This is a genomic window from Bacteroides sp. BFG-637 (genome assembly GCF_024793605.1).
Lineage (GTDB): Bacteria > Bacteroidota > Bacteroidia > Bacteroidales > Bacteroidaceae > Bacteroides > Bacteroides vicugnae.
The window spans coordinates 3,144,035-3,160,240 of the sequence record NZ_JANUPD010000002.1; the positions used below are offsets into that span (position 1 = coordinate 3,144,035).

At 43.8% G+C, this 16,206-nt stretch carries 10 protein-coding genes and 1 pseudogene; 6 read left to right on the forward strand and 5 right to left on the reverse strand.

Annotated elements, in window-relative coordinates:
- Positions 1–163 precede the first annotated feature (163 nt).
- The 3 genes from NXX38_RS12105 to nagB are packed head-to-tail and all read left to right on the forward strand — an operon-like array spanning position 164 to position 3,257.
- On the forward strand, positions 164–1,141 hold the full coding sequence (locus tag NXX38_RS12105; RefSeq protein ID WP_195648520.1) for a TIGR01212 family radical SAM protein: 978 nt from the start codon (positions 164–166) through the stop codon (positions 1,139–1,141).
- Between the two features lie 58 nt (positions 1,142–1,199).
- Complete coding sequence (locus tag NXX38_RS12110; RefSeq protein WP_004305272.1) at positions 1,200–2,396, forward strand: FprA family A-type flavoprotein; 1,197 nt, start codon at positions 1,200–1,202, stop codon at positions 2,394–2,396.
- 48 nt (positions 2,397–2,444) lie between these two features.
- Entirely contained in the window at positions 2,445–3,257 is an 813-nt protein-coding gene (gene nagB, locus NXX38_RS12115) for a glucosamine-6-phosphate deaminase (protein ID WP_148366400.1), read from the forward strand.
- A gap of 104 nt (positions 3,258–3,361) precedes the next feature.
- Here nagB and NXX38_RS12120 read toward each other — a convergent pair whose 3' ends face one another.
- The 5 genes and pseudogenes from NXX38_RS12120 to NXX38_RS12140 form a co-directional block, all read right to left on the reverse strand.
- The gene (locus NXX38_RS12120) at positions 3,362–3,976 is read right to left on the reverse strand and encodes an L-threonylcarbamoyladenylate synthase (protein ID WP_148366399.1); all 615 of its coding nucleotides are present in this window, start codon (positions 3,974–3,976) and stop codon (positions 3,362–3,364) included.
- Positions 3,977–3,995: 19 nt separating this feature from the next.
- Positions 3,996–6,524, reverse strand: coding sequence for an AsmA-like C-terminal region-containing protein (locus tag NXX38_RS12125; protein ID WP_258979589.1), 2,529 nt, complete (start codon positions 6,522–6,524; stop codon positions 3,996–3,998).
- Positions 6,525–6,886: 362 nt separating this feature from the next.
- Positions 6,887–8,888: pseudogene (locus tag NXX38_RS12130) on the reverse strand (tetratricopeptide repeat protein).
- Between the two features lie 2 nt (positions 8,889–8,890).
- Positions 8,891–9,676, reverse strand: coding sequence for a Cof-type HAD-IIB family hydrolase (locus NXX38_RS12135; protein ID WP_148366396.1), 786 nt, complete (start codon positions 9,674–9,676; stop codon positions 8,891–8,893).
- Between the two features lie 202 nt (positions 9,677–9,878).
- Complete coding sequence (locus NXX38_RS12140; protein ID WP_258979590.1) at positions 9,879–12,470, reverse strand: kelch repeat-containing protein; 2,592 nt, start codon at positions 12,468–12,470, stop codon at positions 9,879–9,881.
- A 565-nt stretch (positions 12,471–13,035) separates the two neighbouring features.
- Here NXX38_RS12140 and NXX38_RS12145 point away from each other — a divergent pair.
- The 3 genes from NXX38_RS12145 to NXX38_RS12155 are packed head-to-tail and all read left to right on the forward strand — an operon-like array spanning position 13,036 to position 16,198.
- Positions 13,036–13,902 carry a GxGYxYP domain-containing protein gene (locus NXX38_RS12145; protein WP_258979593.1) on the forward strand — a complete coding sequence of 289 codons (867 nt, stop codon included), beginning with the start codon at positions 13,036–13,038 and terminating at the stop codon, positions 13,900–13,902.
- Positions 13,903–13,937: 35 nt separating this feature from the next.
- Positions 13,938–14,756: a hypothetical protein gene (locus NXX38_RS12150; RefSeq protein WP_258979594.1), complete on the forward strand. Its 819-nt coding sequence runs from the start codon at positions 13,938–13,940 to the stop codon at positions 14,754–14,756.
- A 23-nt stretch (positions 14,757–14,779) separates the two neighbouring features.
- Positions 14,780–16,198, forward strand: a complete 1,419-nt coding sequence (locus NXX38_RS12155) for an FAD-dependent oxidoreductase (protein WP_258979595.1) — start codon at positions 14,780–14,782, stop codon at positions 16,196–16,198.
- Positions 16,199–16,206: the final 8 nt, after the last annotated feature.

Sequence of the window (16,206 nt, forward strand, 5' to 3'; positions counted from 1 at the left end):
AAATCATAGCAAAGCTAATTAAATAGTTTTTCGTATTGCAATATTTATTAATTTATCTTATAGTAATTATGATTTTTTTAATATATTGAAGATATTTTGTGCCAACTTTCCGTAACTCGTTGATTTTGCTTATGTTTGTAGGTAAAATAAAGAAAAAAAGTGAATGAATATGTCTACGCAGCTATTATATAATGATTTCCCTACTTTTCTGCGGAAATATTTTCCTTACAAAGTACAAAAGATTTCATTGAATGCAGGTTTCACTTGCCCTAATCGTGATGGAACAAAAGGATGGGGCGGATGTACGTATTGTAATAACCAGACTTTTAATCCGGATTATTGTCGGACAGAGAAATCTGTTACTACCCAGTTGGAAGAAGGCAAATGTTTTTTTGCCCATAAATATCCGGAAATGAAATATTTAGCCTACTTTCAGGCTTATACCAATACGTATGCGGAGTTGGAAGGCTTGAAGCGTAAGTATGAGGAAGCATTGGCGGTGGATGGAGTAGTCGGGCTGGTGATTGGTACGCGTCCCGATTGTATGCCGGAAAGCTTGTTGCGTTATCTGGAAGAATTGAACAAACATACGTTTCTCATGGTAGAATATGGGATCGAAAGCACTTGTGATGAAACCTTGAGACGTATTAACCGGGGGCATACTTATGCAGATACAGTAGAAGCTGTGTGCCAGACAGCGGCCTGTGGTATCCTGACAGGTGGACATATCATCCTCGGGCTTCCGGGAGAAACGCATGATACAATGGTGGCGCAAGCGGAAATTCTTTCCGATCTGCCTTTAGCTACGCTCAAAATTCATCAGTTACAGTTGATCCGTGGTACGCGAATGGCACATGAGTATGACGTAACTCCTGCTGACTTTCATTTGTTTAGTGAGGTTGAGGAATACATTGATCTGGTGATTGATTATGTAGAGCATCTCCGTCCGGATATGGTTGTGGAACGCTTTGTTTCCCAATCTCCTAAAGATTTATTAATAGCTCCGGACTGGGGATTGAAAAATTATGAATTTGTAGCTCGTTTACAAAAAAGAATGAAAGAAAGAGGTGCTTATCAAGGTAAGAAGTATAGGGATTCGGAAAAAAGGATTATTTTTGCAGACGATAAACTTACCACTTAATAAACAGCTGTTTTGCGGAGTATAGAATAGTGGAAGAAATATTTAATGGATTTGAAAGATGGAAAGTAAAACAAGAATTAAAGGAAATGTCCACTATGTGGGAGTAAATGACCGTAACAAGCACAGATTTGAAGCGATGTGGCCATTGCCCTATGGAGTTTCATATAACTCTTATCTGATTGATGATGAAATGGTGGCATTGGTAGATACGGTAGATATCTGTTATTTTGAAGTCTACTTGCGTAAAATCAAGCAAGTGATTGGAGAACGTCCCATTAATTATTTGATTATAAATCACATGGAACCGGATCATTCGGGATCTATCCGATTGATTAAACAACATTATCCGGAGATTATCATTGTGGGTAATAAGCAGACATTCGGTATGATTGAAGGTTTCTATGGGGTAACCGGTGAACAATATCTGGTAAAGGATGGTGATTTCCTTGCTTTGGGACGTCACAAACTGCGTTTTTATATGACTCCGATGGTGCATTGGCCGGAAACGATGATGACTTTTGATGAAACGGATGGAGTTCTTTTCTCCGGCGACGGATTCGGATGTTTTGGTACGGTGGATGGCGGATTCCTGGATACTCGGATTAATGTAGATAAGTATTGGGGAGAAATGGTCCGTTATTACTCTAATATCGTTGGTAAATACGGAAGCCCCGTGCAAAAGGCTTTGCAGAAATTGGGCGGACTTCCCATTTCTGCCATTTGTTCTACTCACGGACCGGTATGGACGGAGAATATTGCAAAGGTGATCGGTATATATGATCGTTTGAGCCGTTATGATGCGGATGAAGGTGTTGTTATTGCTTACGGAAGCATGTATGGAAATACGGAGCAGATGGCGGAAGCTATTGCTGAAGAGCTTTCTGCACAGGGGGTTAAGAATATCGTTATGCATAACGTGACAAAGAGTCATCCTTCTTATATTATAGCGGATATTTTCCGTTATAAGGGATTGATTATCGGTTCTCCTACGTATAGTAATCAGATATTCCCGGAGGTGGAAGCGCTGCTTTCAAAGATTCTGCTGCGTGAGGTGAAGGGACGCTATTTGGGTTACTTCGGTTCTTTCGCATGGGCAGGTGCAGCGGTGAAACGTCTGGCGGAGTTTGCTGAAAAGAGTAAATTCGAATTGATCGGTGATCCGGTGGAGATGAAGCAGGCGATGAAAGACCTGACTTATACCCAGTGCGAAAATCTGGCACGTGCCATGGCAGACCGTTTGAAGAAAGATCGTTAAAACAGTGAATGAGATAATTTATTAACTAACCTATAAAACAATCGACTTATGAGACTTATTATTCAGCCGGACTATCAGTCCGTATCTCTGTGGGCTGCACATTATGTTGCCGCTAAAATAAAAGCTGCCAATCCAACCCCCGAAAAACCATTTGTGTTGGGCTGTCCTACCGGATCATCTCCTCTGGGCATGTATAAAGCTTTGATTGACCTGAATAAGAAAGGAATCGTTTCCTTCCGGAATGTGGTAACATTCAACATGGACGAATATGTAGGATTGCCGAAAGAACATCCGGAAAGCTATTATTCTTTCATGTGGAATAACTTTTTCGGTCATATCGATATCAAACCGGAGAATACGAATATTCTGAATGGTAATGCTCCTGATTTGGATGCAGAATGTGCTCGTTACGAAGAAAAGATCAAGTCATATGGTGGCATTGACCTGTTTATGGGCGGTATCGGTCCTGACGGACATATTGCGTTCAACGAACCGGGATCTTCATTGACTTCACGCACTCGTCAGAAAACGTTAACAATGGATACCATCATTGCTAACTCCCGTTTCTTTGATAATGACATCAACAAAGTTCCTAAGACTTCTTTGACAGTGGGAGTGGGTACTGTGCTTTCTGCAAAAGAAGTGATGATTATTGTAAATGGTCATAACAAAGCTCGTGCTTTGTATCACGCTGTAGAAGGTGCTATCACACAGATGTGGACAATCAGTGCATTGCAAATGCATGAAAAGGGTATTATCGTTTGTGATGATGCTGCTACGGCGGAATTGAAAGTGGGTACTTACCGTTACTTTAAAGATATCGAATCTGCTCATTTGGATCCGGAATCATTGATTAAGTAAGATTCTATCCTCTGAATGGATTCCATCAAAAGAATGGGCTGCTTCCGTATCGAACGGAGGGCAGCCCTTTTTTTGATAGAAAGATTGATTCCGGTGGAAAGATATTAATTCTCTTCCAGCCATCCTTTCCCTTGCCGGATGATTTCCGGCTCGTCGTCGGTACATTTCACTACGGTAGAAGGTTCTATACCTCCGATACCTCCGTCAATGACCAGATCAACGATGTCACCGAACTTCTCATCTATCAGTTCGGGATCTGTCATATATTCCAAGTCCTCATGCTCTTCGTAGGGCAGTGTGGTAGTCATAATGGGAGCATCCAGCAGGCGTGCGATTTCGCGGATGATGTTATTATCCGGCATACGGATACCCACTTCTTTCCGGTTGCGGAAGATTTTGGGCAACCGATTGGTTCCGTTCAAAATAAAAGTAAATGGCCCCGGAAGATTATGCTTCATCAGCTTGAAGATATTATTGTCTACTTTCGCATATTCGCTGATGCTACTCAAGTCATAACAGATGATAGACAGGTTGTTCTTTCGAGGGTCTATCTCTTTGATCCGGCATATCCTTTCTATGGCACGTTCCTTCAAACCATGACAGCCGATGGCGTACATCGTATCAGTGGGATAGATAATCAGTCCGCCGTCATTCAGGATATCGATGATTCGTTGTAAATCCTGCGGGTTATTATTTTTGTCATATAGCTTCAGAAGCATAATTCATTCTCCTTCTTTCTTATTTGAGTTTCTTTTTTAAGAAATCCAGTGCCTTTTCTGCAGCCTTCTCTGTCACCTTTTGTTTGATTGAGTCCTTATTGGCGGTAGCGGCAGAGTCCAGTCCCAGTTTCTGTCCGAGTTTGCTGATAGCTTCATCGGCTACAGCTTCGACAGCTTGGTTTGCCATGCTTTTAGTATCGACGCTGACTTTCGGAGAGGTAAATGAACCGCCGATCTTCAAGTCGAGAGTCATTAGTTTAGAGATATTGCCTACAGATGCGGGCAGCTTCACTTTTCCGGAATAGTCGATGGTTTGATCGAGGCCTGTGCTACCGGAAAGATTCAATGTGTAGTCTCCCATCTTGATATCGAACGGTTTGGTTTCTACGCGTCCGTCTTTGATGGTGAAATCCAGTGTCATATCTTTCACCTTCATGTCTTTCAGACTTGGCTGTTTAACGGCATCGGCTATCTCGTCAATTGCTTTCACTCCGCTTAAACTAAGATCACGGGTGGAAAGGCTGCCATCACCTTGCATTGTATTCAGTACAGGGCTCATGGTTGCATCCAGATCTGTCAGTACATTGATGCTTCCGGAGAAATTACCTTTCAGGTTTTCGAAGATAGGAGCCATCTTCTGCACCATATCCAACTCTTTGTAAGCTTGTGCGAAACCGATATTGGAGAGTTTGAATCCGGCTTTCATTTCCGGCTTCTTTACGTTGGCAGTGGAGTAGTAGCCGTTCATGACCACGTTGCCACCCATGGTGTTCATGGAGAGATTTTTCATATCCACTTTGCCATCTTTTATCACAAGCTTACCGTTCATATTATTGAAAGACATCTTATCGAATAACACCTGTTTCAGGTTAGCGTCCATTTGGAAGTCGATGTTGCGGGGAACTTCCATAATACCCGTGGCAGCTGTAGCTACGGAGTCGGTAGACGCAGTTTCTGATGCAGTCGTTTCATCCGCAGAAGCGGTCATGAAGTCGTTCAGATTAAAATAGTTGGAACGGATATTCAGGTTCCCTTTCAATGTAGTACCCTTCAATGCGTAACCGATATAGTTTTCAAACCTGCTGTCGGCTGTGATATCATTCTTCCCGATGTTGACGGTTGTTTCGCTCAACTGGAGGTATTTCGGGGTGAAAGTGAAGAGGGACTTCTTGATTTCTACGTCCGGCATATCTTTCATTTTGAGTTTCATACCCGTCAGTCCGATAGTGCCCGAAGCTTGCATACGTTCGTATTCCTCTTTTTCGATATAGGAAAGTCGTCCCGACATTTGCATATCAGCATCAATGGTACCGTTCAACTCCATGTCTCCAAGTGGATAGACTTGTTTGATCATGCCTAAGTTGAGAATCCCTTTAGCTTCAGCTTTAAAGTCCGGATCGCTGACCGGCGTTTTCACATTAGCCGTCAGACTAAACGGATTTCCGGCAAGACGGAAACTGAAAGGATTGATATTGACCGTAGTCAGGTCGATATTTCCTCCCGGGTTCTGGACGTTGGCACTGATATTGATTTGATCCACTCCTGCCGGTAAGGCCGGATAGCGGAACATGGCATTCTTGACTTGCATATCAATGTTGAATGCAGGAACGGTGTCGCCTTGCAAGATACCTTTCGCCGTTGCGGTAAGCGTAGCGGTTCCGTCTGTTTTCAGACTGGAGAATTCCGTTGCATAAATGGCTGGAATCAGTGACAAGATTTCCTTAAACCCGATATCGTTCGTGTTAAGTTTCAAGTCCATGTCGATAGCCGGATCTTTCAAAGCTACCCAACCGTCGATACCTGCCTGAATGGCGTTGAGGCGGATAGTGTTGTCTTTTAATGTGTATTTATTATTGGCAAGGTCGGCATCCACATCCATTGTTGCGGAGATATTGGCATTGGCAAGGAAAGGGATTCCATTCATCTTGTAAGTAAGTGATTTGGTTTCCGCCTCCAGTTTCAGAGTAGTACGGTCACTTCCTAAGTCTCCGGCGCAGATTGCGTTAAAGTCGCGGATATCAGCATACATCTTCCCTTGTTGATCGTCATAAATCAGGTTCATGTTTTTGATAACAAACCGTTGTAGCTTCACTTTGAAAGGAGAAGATGCTGCTTCTTCTGAAACAGGAGTTTCGGCAGTTGCTGTTGTATCCGGTTTCATGATATCCCAGTTGGCACGTCCGTCCGGCAATACAATGGCATGTAACCGTGTATCTTCAATAAATATTTTAGAAATATCGTAACCGCTATCTCCGAAAAGAGAGAATAAGTTGACTGCGGCAGTAACTTCTCCGGCCTGTACAAGGGTGTCATTGGCGAATTCACCAGTACCTTTCAACCAGAAATCTTCGAGAGTGACAGAAGCCTGTGGAAAGTTACGGAACAGGCTAATGTTAAGGTTCTTAAAGTCAAATTGTGCATTAAGCATTTTGTTGCCTTCTGTTTTTACAATGTCGGCTATCTTTCCCTGGAAGGCGAAAGGAAGAAGGAACATCAGAATGATGATGACTCCTACTGTGATAGCTGCGATTTTCAAACCTTTTTTCATTTGCTTCTATTTTAAGAGTTTGAGATATTACAAAGAACAAAACTAATAAAAGTTTTTGATTAATAGTACCTCGCTCTTGAAAAACATGTCATTATTAAACAACAATAAGATTTGGATATAAAGAAAAATAATGAATACATATCTCTTCGCTAAATAATTTCACCACAGAGGACACGGAGGACACAGAGTTCTTTTCTCTCTTTCTACAAGTAAAACAGAGCGATAAATACGTGAGAAGCTGTGTTACTCTATAGTGAATAAAAAATATTAAACCTCTGTGTCCTCCGTGTCCTCTGTGGTGAACTCATAAATGAGCATTTACCTCATTTCGGTATTGAATTAACTTCGCCAAAGGGGCTGTTTTATTTCCCTTTTTTCTTTTTGAGTTCTTCCGCAATTCTCCATTGCAAAGCAGCTTCCCCTTCTTTACCTACCTTCAACAGGGCATCCCCGAATAGTTCATGTGCTCCGGCATGTTCCGGTTTCAGACTTGTTGCTTTGTCCAAATCTGCAATTGCTCCTTCTGTATCTTCCGTTTTTAATCGAAGTTTTCCCCGATTATAAACAGCCTTGAAGTTTGCGGGATGGAGGTTGACTGCGATGTTGAAGCAGTTTTCAGCGTCAAAATATTCTTTATTGTTGAAGAGGGTGATGCCTTTTCTCACCCAGGCGTCCACATAATTAGGGTCGAGGCTAAGGGCTTTATCGTAGTTGGCGAGGGCAGCGCGTATATCGTGGGCTTGGGTAATACATTCGTTACCCATTAATAGATATTCATGGGCATATTGTCGTATGCGTTCCTGTTGTTCACGCATTTGTTCTTTGAGTTTTTTATTTTGCTCTTTTAGCGTATTGATGATACCGAGCTTGCGGCGGATTAAACGGCGGGGAACAGGTTTTTCAATATCGTAGCGGGAATGGATAGCACGAAAAAACTGTTCCAGGCATTCTTCCATGTCTCCTTTATCGAAAGCGCGTGAAGCGGCGGCGTATTGCACATCGGCCTGTGCTTGTTTCAGAGCTTTGTCGATAGCCTGGCGGTCGTTGAAGCGTCCGGCAAAGTTTACGATTTCGGGGCGGACGAAGACGTCGGCACGGTTAATAGGTTTTTTGAGCTGAATACCGTCCAGTGAGGTACAACGGCTTAGTGCCACGTATGCTTGTCCACCTGCAAATACACCACCTGTGAAGTCGATGACTACACGGCTGAAAGTCAGTCCCTGACTCTTATGGACAGTGATGGCCCAAGCTAACCGGATGGGGTATTGGGTGAAGCTGCCTAAGACTTCTTCTTCTATTTCTTTGGTCTTTTCGTTGTAGCGATAACGGATATTGCGCCATGACTCACGCTTTACGTCACACTCTTTTCCATCATCGGTGATAACATAGATCGTTTCTTCTTCCTCATCAATTCCGGCAATGACACCAATGGTACCGTTTACCCACCTGCGGTCGAAATCATTTTTAATAAAGATGATTTGTGCACCGGGTTTCAGTACGAGTTCTTGTGAAGTGGGCAAACTGCTTTCGGGGAAATCTCCTTCGATGACTCCTTCAAAAGTAATGGAGTCGCCGGGAAGTTCTGCCAGTTTCTTTTCGTTGATAGAGTCTACCGTATCTCTGCGGGTGGCCAAAGTGATATACATATCAGCTTCCGATTCTTCTATCTGACTTCCATAACGGGTGTTCAGTAGTTGCAGATCGGCCGCTCCGGCTGTATTGTTCCGGATATGGTCGAGGACACCGACAAAAACGGGGTCTGTTTGACGGTATACTTTTTGAAGTTCGATGGATACCAGGTCTATCTGACCGAATACTCTGGCAGAGAAAAAATAGGGAGTAGGATAGAAGCGGTTCAATATTTCCCGTTCGTCGTTCTTTACGACGGGTTCCAGTTGGAATACGTCGCCTACTAATAACAGTTGTTTTCCTCCGAAAGGTTCGCGCAGATTGTGAGAGTATACACGTAGGATTCGGTCGATGGCATCAATGATATCCGCCCTTACCATTGAAATTTCGTCGATGATGACCAGTTCTATTTGTTCCAACAGCTTCCGATGAGGCTTGGTGTATTTGAAAAATTCATGGATACGACCACGCTGGAGACTCAAGTTCGGGTCATCCGGCAGCAGCGGATAGAAAGGGAGTTTGAAGAAACTGTGCATTGTACTTCCTCCGGCATTGATAGCAGCGATGCCTGTCGGGGCGAGTACAACATGTTTCTTTTTTGGTGTTTTCGCAGACGTAACGCAGGAATGTAGATTTCCCTGTACCCGCTTTCCCGGTCAGGAAAACCGATTGACGCGTATATTGAATCAGATTCAGGGCGTCCTGAAACGCTGCGTTATTGGTGTCTACACTCATAATCAGATAATACCAAAATGCTTCATTGCCTTGCTGATGCCATCCTCGTCAATGGGAGCTGTCACATAATCGGCAGCGGCTTTCACATCCTCTTTGGCTTGTCCCATGGCTACTCCGATGGCTGCATGGCGGAGCATGCTGATGTCATTTCCTCCGTCTCCGAAAGCCATGGTATCTTCGAGTTTAATATCAAAATAGCGGATTATTTCATCAATGCCCTTTTGCTTGGTGTCTCCTTTGGCGGTCACATCGGCAAATGCAGGATACCACCGGCCTATCTCGCAGGTAGGAATAGACGGACGGATTTCTTTTTCTTCCTCTTCCGTGATAAAGGGTGTCATTTGGATGACTTCCTTGCTGGTTGCCTCCTCGAAAGATACAGTCGGAATCACATTCACGTGCAGGAAATCATAGAATATCTTTTTCACCATGTCATCAGGTTGGCAGACAGAGATATTATGTTCTTCTACAAAAATGCAGGGAACACCTTTTTTCTCGCAGAAATCTCCCATCGCTTTTACTTCGTCTTGGGGGATGGCACTTTTATAGATTACCTGTTCCCCGACAAAGCAGTAAGCCCCGTTCATGGTAATATATCCATCGATCAGATTCCGGTCTTGCAATTCGGAGAGGTTGTTGATTATGGCTTTCGGACGTCCTGTAGCGATAAATATCTTCAGTCCTTTTGCACGGGCGGCTTCTAGTGCCTCAATGGTAGACGACGGGATGCGGTGAGTTTCAAAACTGACCAATGTTCCGTCTATATCAAAAAATAATGCTTTCGTCATAAATTCTTTTTTGAATGGAGTACAAAAGTACTATTTTTCTATGTAAATAGCAATTAGGAGATTTCTCTTATGCTTTTTTTAAGTCTCTACTCTTATCGATAGGAACGCAATTATTTAAAAGTGCCTAATAAAATCATTAGTTATAATAGGGTCCTTTATTCTTTTGAAGGAAAAAGAGTTTCCCAAGCATGACATTAAATCCTTATTCTTCTAACGAATTTTCCTTATACTTCTCTCCATAGAGTTGCTGGTACTCCTTTTGGAAACGGTCATAAACACTTTGTGCGTATGCTTTCTGCCCAAGTTTCTTGAGTGCTTTTATTTTGAAGGTCAATGCCGTTTCACTCATTCCATCGAACGAAAAAAGCACATCGGACAATACGATAACCTTTCTGGCTTCATTATTCGCTTCTACGATAGGAAGCAGTTGCTCGATGATCCGGATGAAAAGTTCATCATGGTTAATTTTGATATTGCCAAACCATTCGTAATGTACAAAAGTAGGCAATAAGGTGCCTCGTTGCAGCAGGCCGATAAGTTGCTTCACCTCTTCTTCTTGTTCTTGAGGTGAATGAACCTGTTGCAGTATTTTTGCTATATTCAAGGCTTTGAGATAGTCACAGTAGAAATTATCTCCATACACAATCTTCCATTTGTCGTTTAAGAAAACAAGTTCCACTCCCTCTAAATCAGTTAGAATGTTCCGCAGATGGTTGATTGTGACGTTACGTATATTCTTGGCAGAGGTCGTAGTCTTCTCTGGCCAGAGTTGGGCGGACAGCTTATTAGTACTGATCCCCTCCTGACCGTCGTGTGAATGAAGCAGTACGAGGACAAACATTTGTTTTATTTTCGGACCGAAACGATAAGCAATTTCGTTGCCTTTGGCATCGAATACCTGAAAATCTCCAAACAGATAGACAGCATTGACCTTTATCGGAGTACTGGCCGATGCATCTATTGGAGATTGGGGTTGAGGAACATTACTACCATCGGCACTCTTCTCATCGACAGGTATACCATCTTCAGGAACGCTCGGTGATACTACCTCTTGTGTACTACCTCTTTTTCTATGCCGATAATAAGCAAAACAAAGAATCAGCAAAAGTACGACTCCTCCGATTATATAATAAAGGTTAGCTCTGCCTGCTTCGTTGTCGTCGTCCGTATCCCATTTTTTAAGCTCCTGATAAGTAATAGGAGGAGCATTCAACTTATAGACACCAATCTTCGCTTTCGGATTATTATCTTCGCTATACCGGATGACGGCATATAATTCATTGTCCTCCGGATTACTGAACAGATAGGCTGTTGACAGAATACAGTTTGTTTGAAAAACGATCTCGTTGGAGACAATGGCATGTTCTCCTGTCTTCACGTCAAACCGATGCAAAGAGGCATTCGTTGTTTTCCGGTCTATGCACAAAAGATAAATACACCCTTTTTTACTGTCGAACACAAGCCCGCGGGTCGGAATAAAGTAATTGTCGGGAAACGCTCTGCTCCACAATTTCTTGACGGTACGCTTGGAAGTATCAAACAGATATAGGTCGCAGAAGAAATCCTTGCCAAGCTCCTGTTTGCCCGTTTCGTTACCCACTCCTCCGAATACGAAAAAGCTTCCCTCCACAGGACCTTTACCTGCTACGGTGTGCATACGGGGATAAATGACATCGCCCGTAAATTGTATCTCCTTCCATGCTCCATGATCGAAGTCATACTGATAAGTCAGATTTGAATACTGGTAGTTTCCATATCCGCCGAAAATATAGAGCGATTGGCTTGCCTGATCGAAAAAGTAAGCATGATGGTGCAACGGATTGGAGAATTGAGGAGAAACGATACGGGTGGGCAGATCCTTATCCGAAATAGTGGAGAAGAAAGGACCGGTTTGTCCGCCAATATCCGCTAAGTTATAGAAATAAGTCTCCTGCTTATCCGGGTTATAAATAGCCTCCCCCGAATATCCCGTTTGCGTGCCCACCGTTTCTTTGGGGTATTCGGTCAGTTTCAGCGTGTTGATGTCGAACTTACCTATATTATTATCACCTACAACTAATATCTGTCGGTCCGGTTCGTCAAACGCTATCCCGGCAGCCGCCGAACTGGTGAACGTACCTATTTCCTGCCAAAAGAACTGTTTATTAATCTGCCATGTGGGATGGACCACTGTTCCGTGCAACTTGTTACCTGCCTCATGCACCAAATTCCCATCCGACTCCGTGAGCGGGAACAGGAAAGAATGAGAAGCCTCATCCCGCACCATGATATTTTTAATCACCATGACAGGCACTTCCGGAATCGCCTTGATATTGGCACCGAAGATAATATTTGCCTTAGACGGATTCGGAATAGTAATACCATCGAGCGAGTATTTCTGCCCGTCGATAGTCACTTCCGCTTTCTGGTGCTGAAAGTCCAACCGCGTTTCTACGTGTAGCCATTTGCGCGCACCGATAGTTTGGGGCGAAACGGGTATTTCGAGAAATTGTTTTTTATCCGAAAGGCTGTTGATGACAAACGATGAACTGCTCTTATCGCGACCGATATAAGCAAAACTATATGGCGCGGCCTTATCCTCATACACCCATATCTGTCCGAAACTCTCATGGCTAAGGATAGATAAATCGAAAGAGATCGTTACAGAATTGGTGAATGAAATATCGTTTCCACTGAATAAGTCTAAATAAGTCTGGGGAGTTTCTCTTGAAAAGAGCAGTCCTGCCCCTTTTAGTGGTTGAAAAGAAAGAGCAAATATGGCAATGAATATAAAAAACTGGTATGTTCTCTGCATAATTAAACGACGTTTTAGAAATGCGTTTCAATGCAAAGTTAGAAATTTCCCTCATGTATTCCTAATAATTCAGTTTAATTCTCTTGGGTGATTGCCTGACATCTACCTTTTTATGGGGTGATTAATGAAATAAAAAGCGCACTAATCCGAAAATTAACCCCTTTTTTTTGCTTCGACCCTATTTTTGTGTCATCGAATTGATGAACCTATATAATACTGATTAGAACATGATGCATATTTCTTCTGACATTGCTTCCCGTCGCTCCCTTTTGTTGTCCAATCATTTTGCTTTTGGCGTGTGTCCTGTCATTGGCTGTAATTCCCATGCATTTAATTATTCTGGAATTACAGATATGTTTCCTAAACTGATGCATGGAATGGAACGTTCCCTGCAAATTCATCTATGAACGGAACTTCGACACCGTTCGATAGCAGATGAACACATTTGCACGAAAAAAAGCCCTTTTCGGGTAGGATTAATAAAATAAAAGTGGGAGGTAACCTATAAATTAACCCATATATTATAGGCTCCCGGATATCTTTGTCTATATAAACTAATGCCACGATGAAAAAGAAAAATCTAATTAAAACACTCTTCTTAATAGGAATGCTGCTGGGAGGAACCATCTCACCGGTCGTTGCTTCCTCTTCACCGGATAACTGGTGGCCTGTTCAGAAAAGGCCCGGTTACATCTTGAAATGTACACTGTCCCGTCCCGGTGATATTCGTGAGATGAATGTCGCTCAATCCTTATGCGGACTTGCCGCGCAAGCAGTAAATGAGGGTATCGGCAACGAGGGACTTTGGGTTGAGAATCGTACACCGGATTATCAGTTGTATTATAAAGCCTGGCTGAAACGCCTCAAAGTAAAGGAACGGGGTTCCCTGAATACTTGGGAAGTCGTGAAACGCTTTCAAAAGCAAGGCTATATAAAAGGTTACATTCTATATGATTATAACCGGAAAGACAACTCCATCAATCTGGCAACTGCACAAGCCGGCATCCTGAAAGGGATTCTGGTAGATATAACGCTGGAAGAACAGGCAAAAGCATCCGGCTTGAAGAAATTGTATGACGCCAGCAAGGAGAATCTGACCCAGTCCTGGTTTGACGAACACAAATCCCGAATGAACAATAATTTCATCGTTCTGACCAATCCGTCGATAGCCAATAATCGTGATTATGCCATTGCCCATAAGGGAATGGTTTATTACGGAGTGGACGAATTACTGGATACTGTACTGGAGTGGGTACGCCCCTTGTCACCGGTGATAGGCTGGAATAGCGGCCCGGAATTTCAGCACATCGCCCCCTGTTCCCATTGGGGATTAATTAATACAGCTTCCGACTGGTGCATGAATCTGGCCATGCTCTCCATCACCGGCAACGAAAAAAAAAAAGGATTAAAACTGTTAATCCGGCCCGGATAAATTGGGAATCTGATGCAATTTATCATTCCTTTGTGATGAGCGACGGAGATAATATGCAGTGGACATTGGGTAGTTTTATCAATAATCCTGACTTTTGGAGTAACGAACATAATGGCAAGATTCCCATGTCATTCACTACGTGTATGGTCAACCTGTCAATGGCTGCTCCCGATGTGCTTAATGTACTGATGAACAGTCAGCCACGGAACGTATCGCTTGCCGAATATGGCGGCGGATACTATTACCCCGACCTTTTTGCTTCAAAGCGCGCCGACAGAGAGGGACTGTTGCGGAGTTTTGCCCGTATCGTGAATGTGCACATGCAAAAGATGGGTATCAAAGCATTTGGTTTCATTTGTCATAAGATAGATTCGAAAGAAGCTCTGGATGCGTATCGTGTCTTTGCCGAAGAATTGGAGGGAATAGCCGGAATGCTTGCCGTGCAGTATTCTCCCTATAATGGCGGATATGGTAAAGTGTTTTGGATGAAAGACCGGAAAGGGAACGATATTCCGGTGATTTCCGCACGCGGACAGATATGGGCTAACCAGGAAAAAGAAAAGTCCGGTACTCCCTCCCAGATTGCAGCAGTAATTAATGAAGATGCGACGAATAAAATTCCCGAGGGTGAGATAGCGTGGACCATTGTTCATGCCTGGTCGCGCTTTGAGAAAGAGTCGAAAGACAGTATTGTCAGTGCGCCGCAGAACAGCCGTTCGCCGAGAGGAGTGACTCCCGTGTACTGGTGTAAGCAATTGCTGGACAAAAAGGTACAGGTAGTGCCGGTAGATGAGTTGCTTTGGCGGTTAAGAATCAAACACGTCAATAGAGATTCTGCCATAAATTCTAATTGAAAAACATTAAAGTATACACATATATGGAAATTAACAGACGAGATTTCATTACTAAAATGTCTGCTATTGCAGCATTGAGTGTCCTGCCTTCGTCATTTGTAGCCGCTATGGGCAATGAGAAGGTAGAGAAGGCCAAGCCCAAGTATCCAACATTGAAATGTGATGTGGTGGTAGTCGGAGCCGGTCCAGGTGGAGTGCCTGCCGCCATTGCGGCAGCCCGTCAGGGAGCTAAAGTAATATTGCTGGAAGAGGATAATATGCCTGGAGGAGCCCCGGTCGATATGTATGTTCCCTTTATATGCGGTGGTCCCGGGGTGGGAGTGTTTCAGGAGATGATTCAGGTATTGAATGCAAAACACACCATTGGCGGGCGTACTTGTGAGACGTTCGGAAAAACAGGCAGTGACGGAAAGAATCACTGGTGGATGCCCGGTTCTTATGCGGAAGTGATTTATCAGCTTCTCGAAAAAGAAGAAAACATCACGCTGATGTGCGCAGCACCCGTTGTAGGAGTAAAGGTCAAGACCTCCGGCAACAGAAACCAGGTGACCGGAGTGCGTATCATGCGTAATGGCGATTATCAGGATATTGATGCGGCAGTTACCATAGATGCCACCGGCAACGGACTGATTGCCGATATGGCAGGATGTGAATATATGTTTGGCAGTGAAGCCAAGAGCGACTACAACGAGCCCGTAGGCATCGAAGTGGCCGATGGTAAGGTGCAGCCCTGTACCTGGATGCTGATTAGTGAAAGAATCAAGCGCAATGCCATACTACCTATTGATAAACTGAAAGGTAGCAGTGCTGTGGAAGATAACCTGAATCGTTGGGTGAAAGCCGACGATAAGGAGGATATGATCCGGAGAGACGCCGGCATCTATCTGCACTGGGGACGGACTGTATATTGCAAGGATACCCGCGACCCTCTGTTGCTGGCACAAGCCCAGCAGGAAGCACTGGAACGCCTGCAGGAAAACCTCGAAATCTGGCACGAAGCCGGCTACGCAGTACATCTGGCTCCTAAGTTGGGCGTGCGCGAAGTGCGCCGTATCAAAGGCGAGTACGTGCTTACAGCCAATGACTTGATTGCCGGAACGATGCACGATGATGTGATAGCCCACGCACACTATTCGTTCGATGTATGGGGAATGAAAATTCCCGAAGAAATGAAGCATATCGGCCCTTACGGCATTCCCTATCGCAGTATTCTGCCAACCAAGACCGAGGGGTTGCTCACTGCCGGACGTATCATCAGTGCGACACGCATTGCGCACAGTTCTCTTAGAGTGCAGCCTATCTGTTCCAACATTGGAATGGCAGCCGGTACGGCAGCAGCTATGTCCGCCTTGAATCAAACCGGACTTCGTTCCATAGATATCAAACAACTACAAGACCGACTTGCCTCAATGGGGCTTTTCGATGGTTTAAAAAAGAAATAAGCGTACGA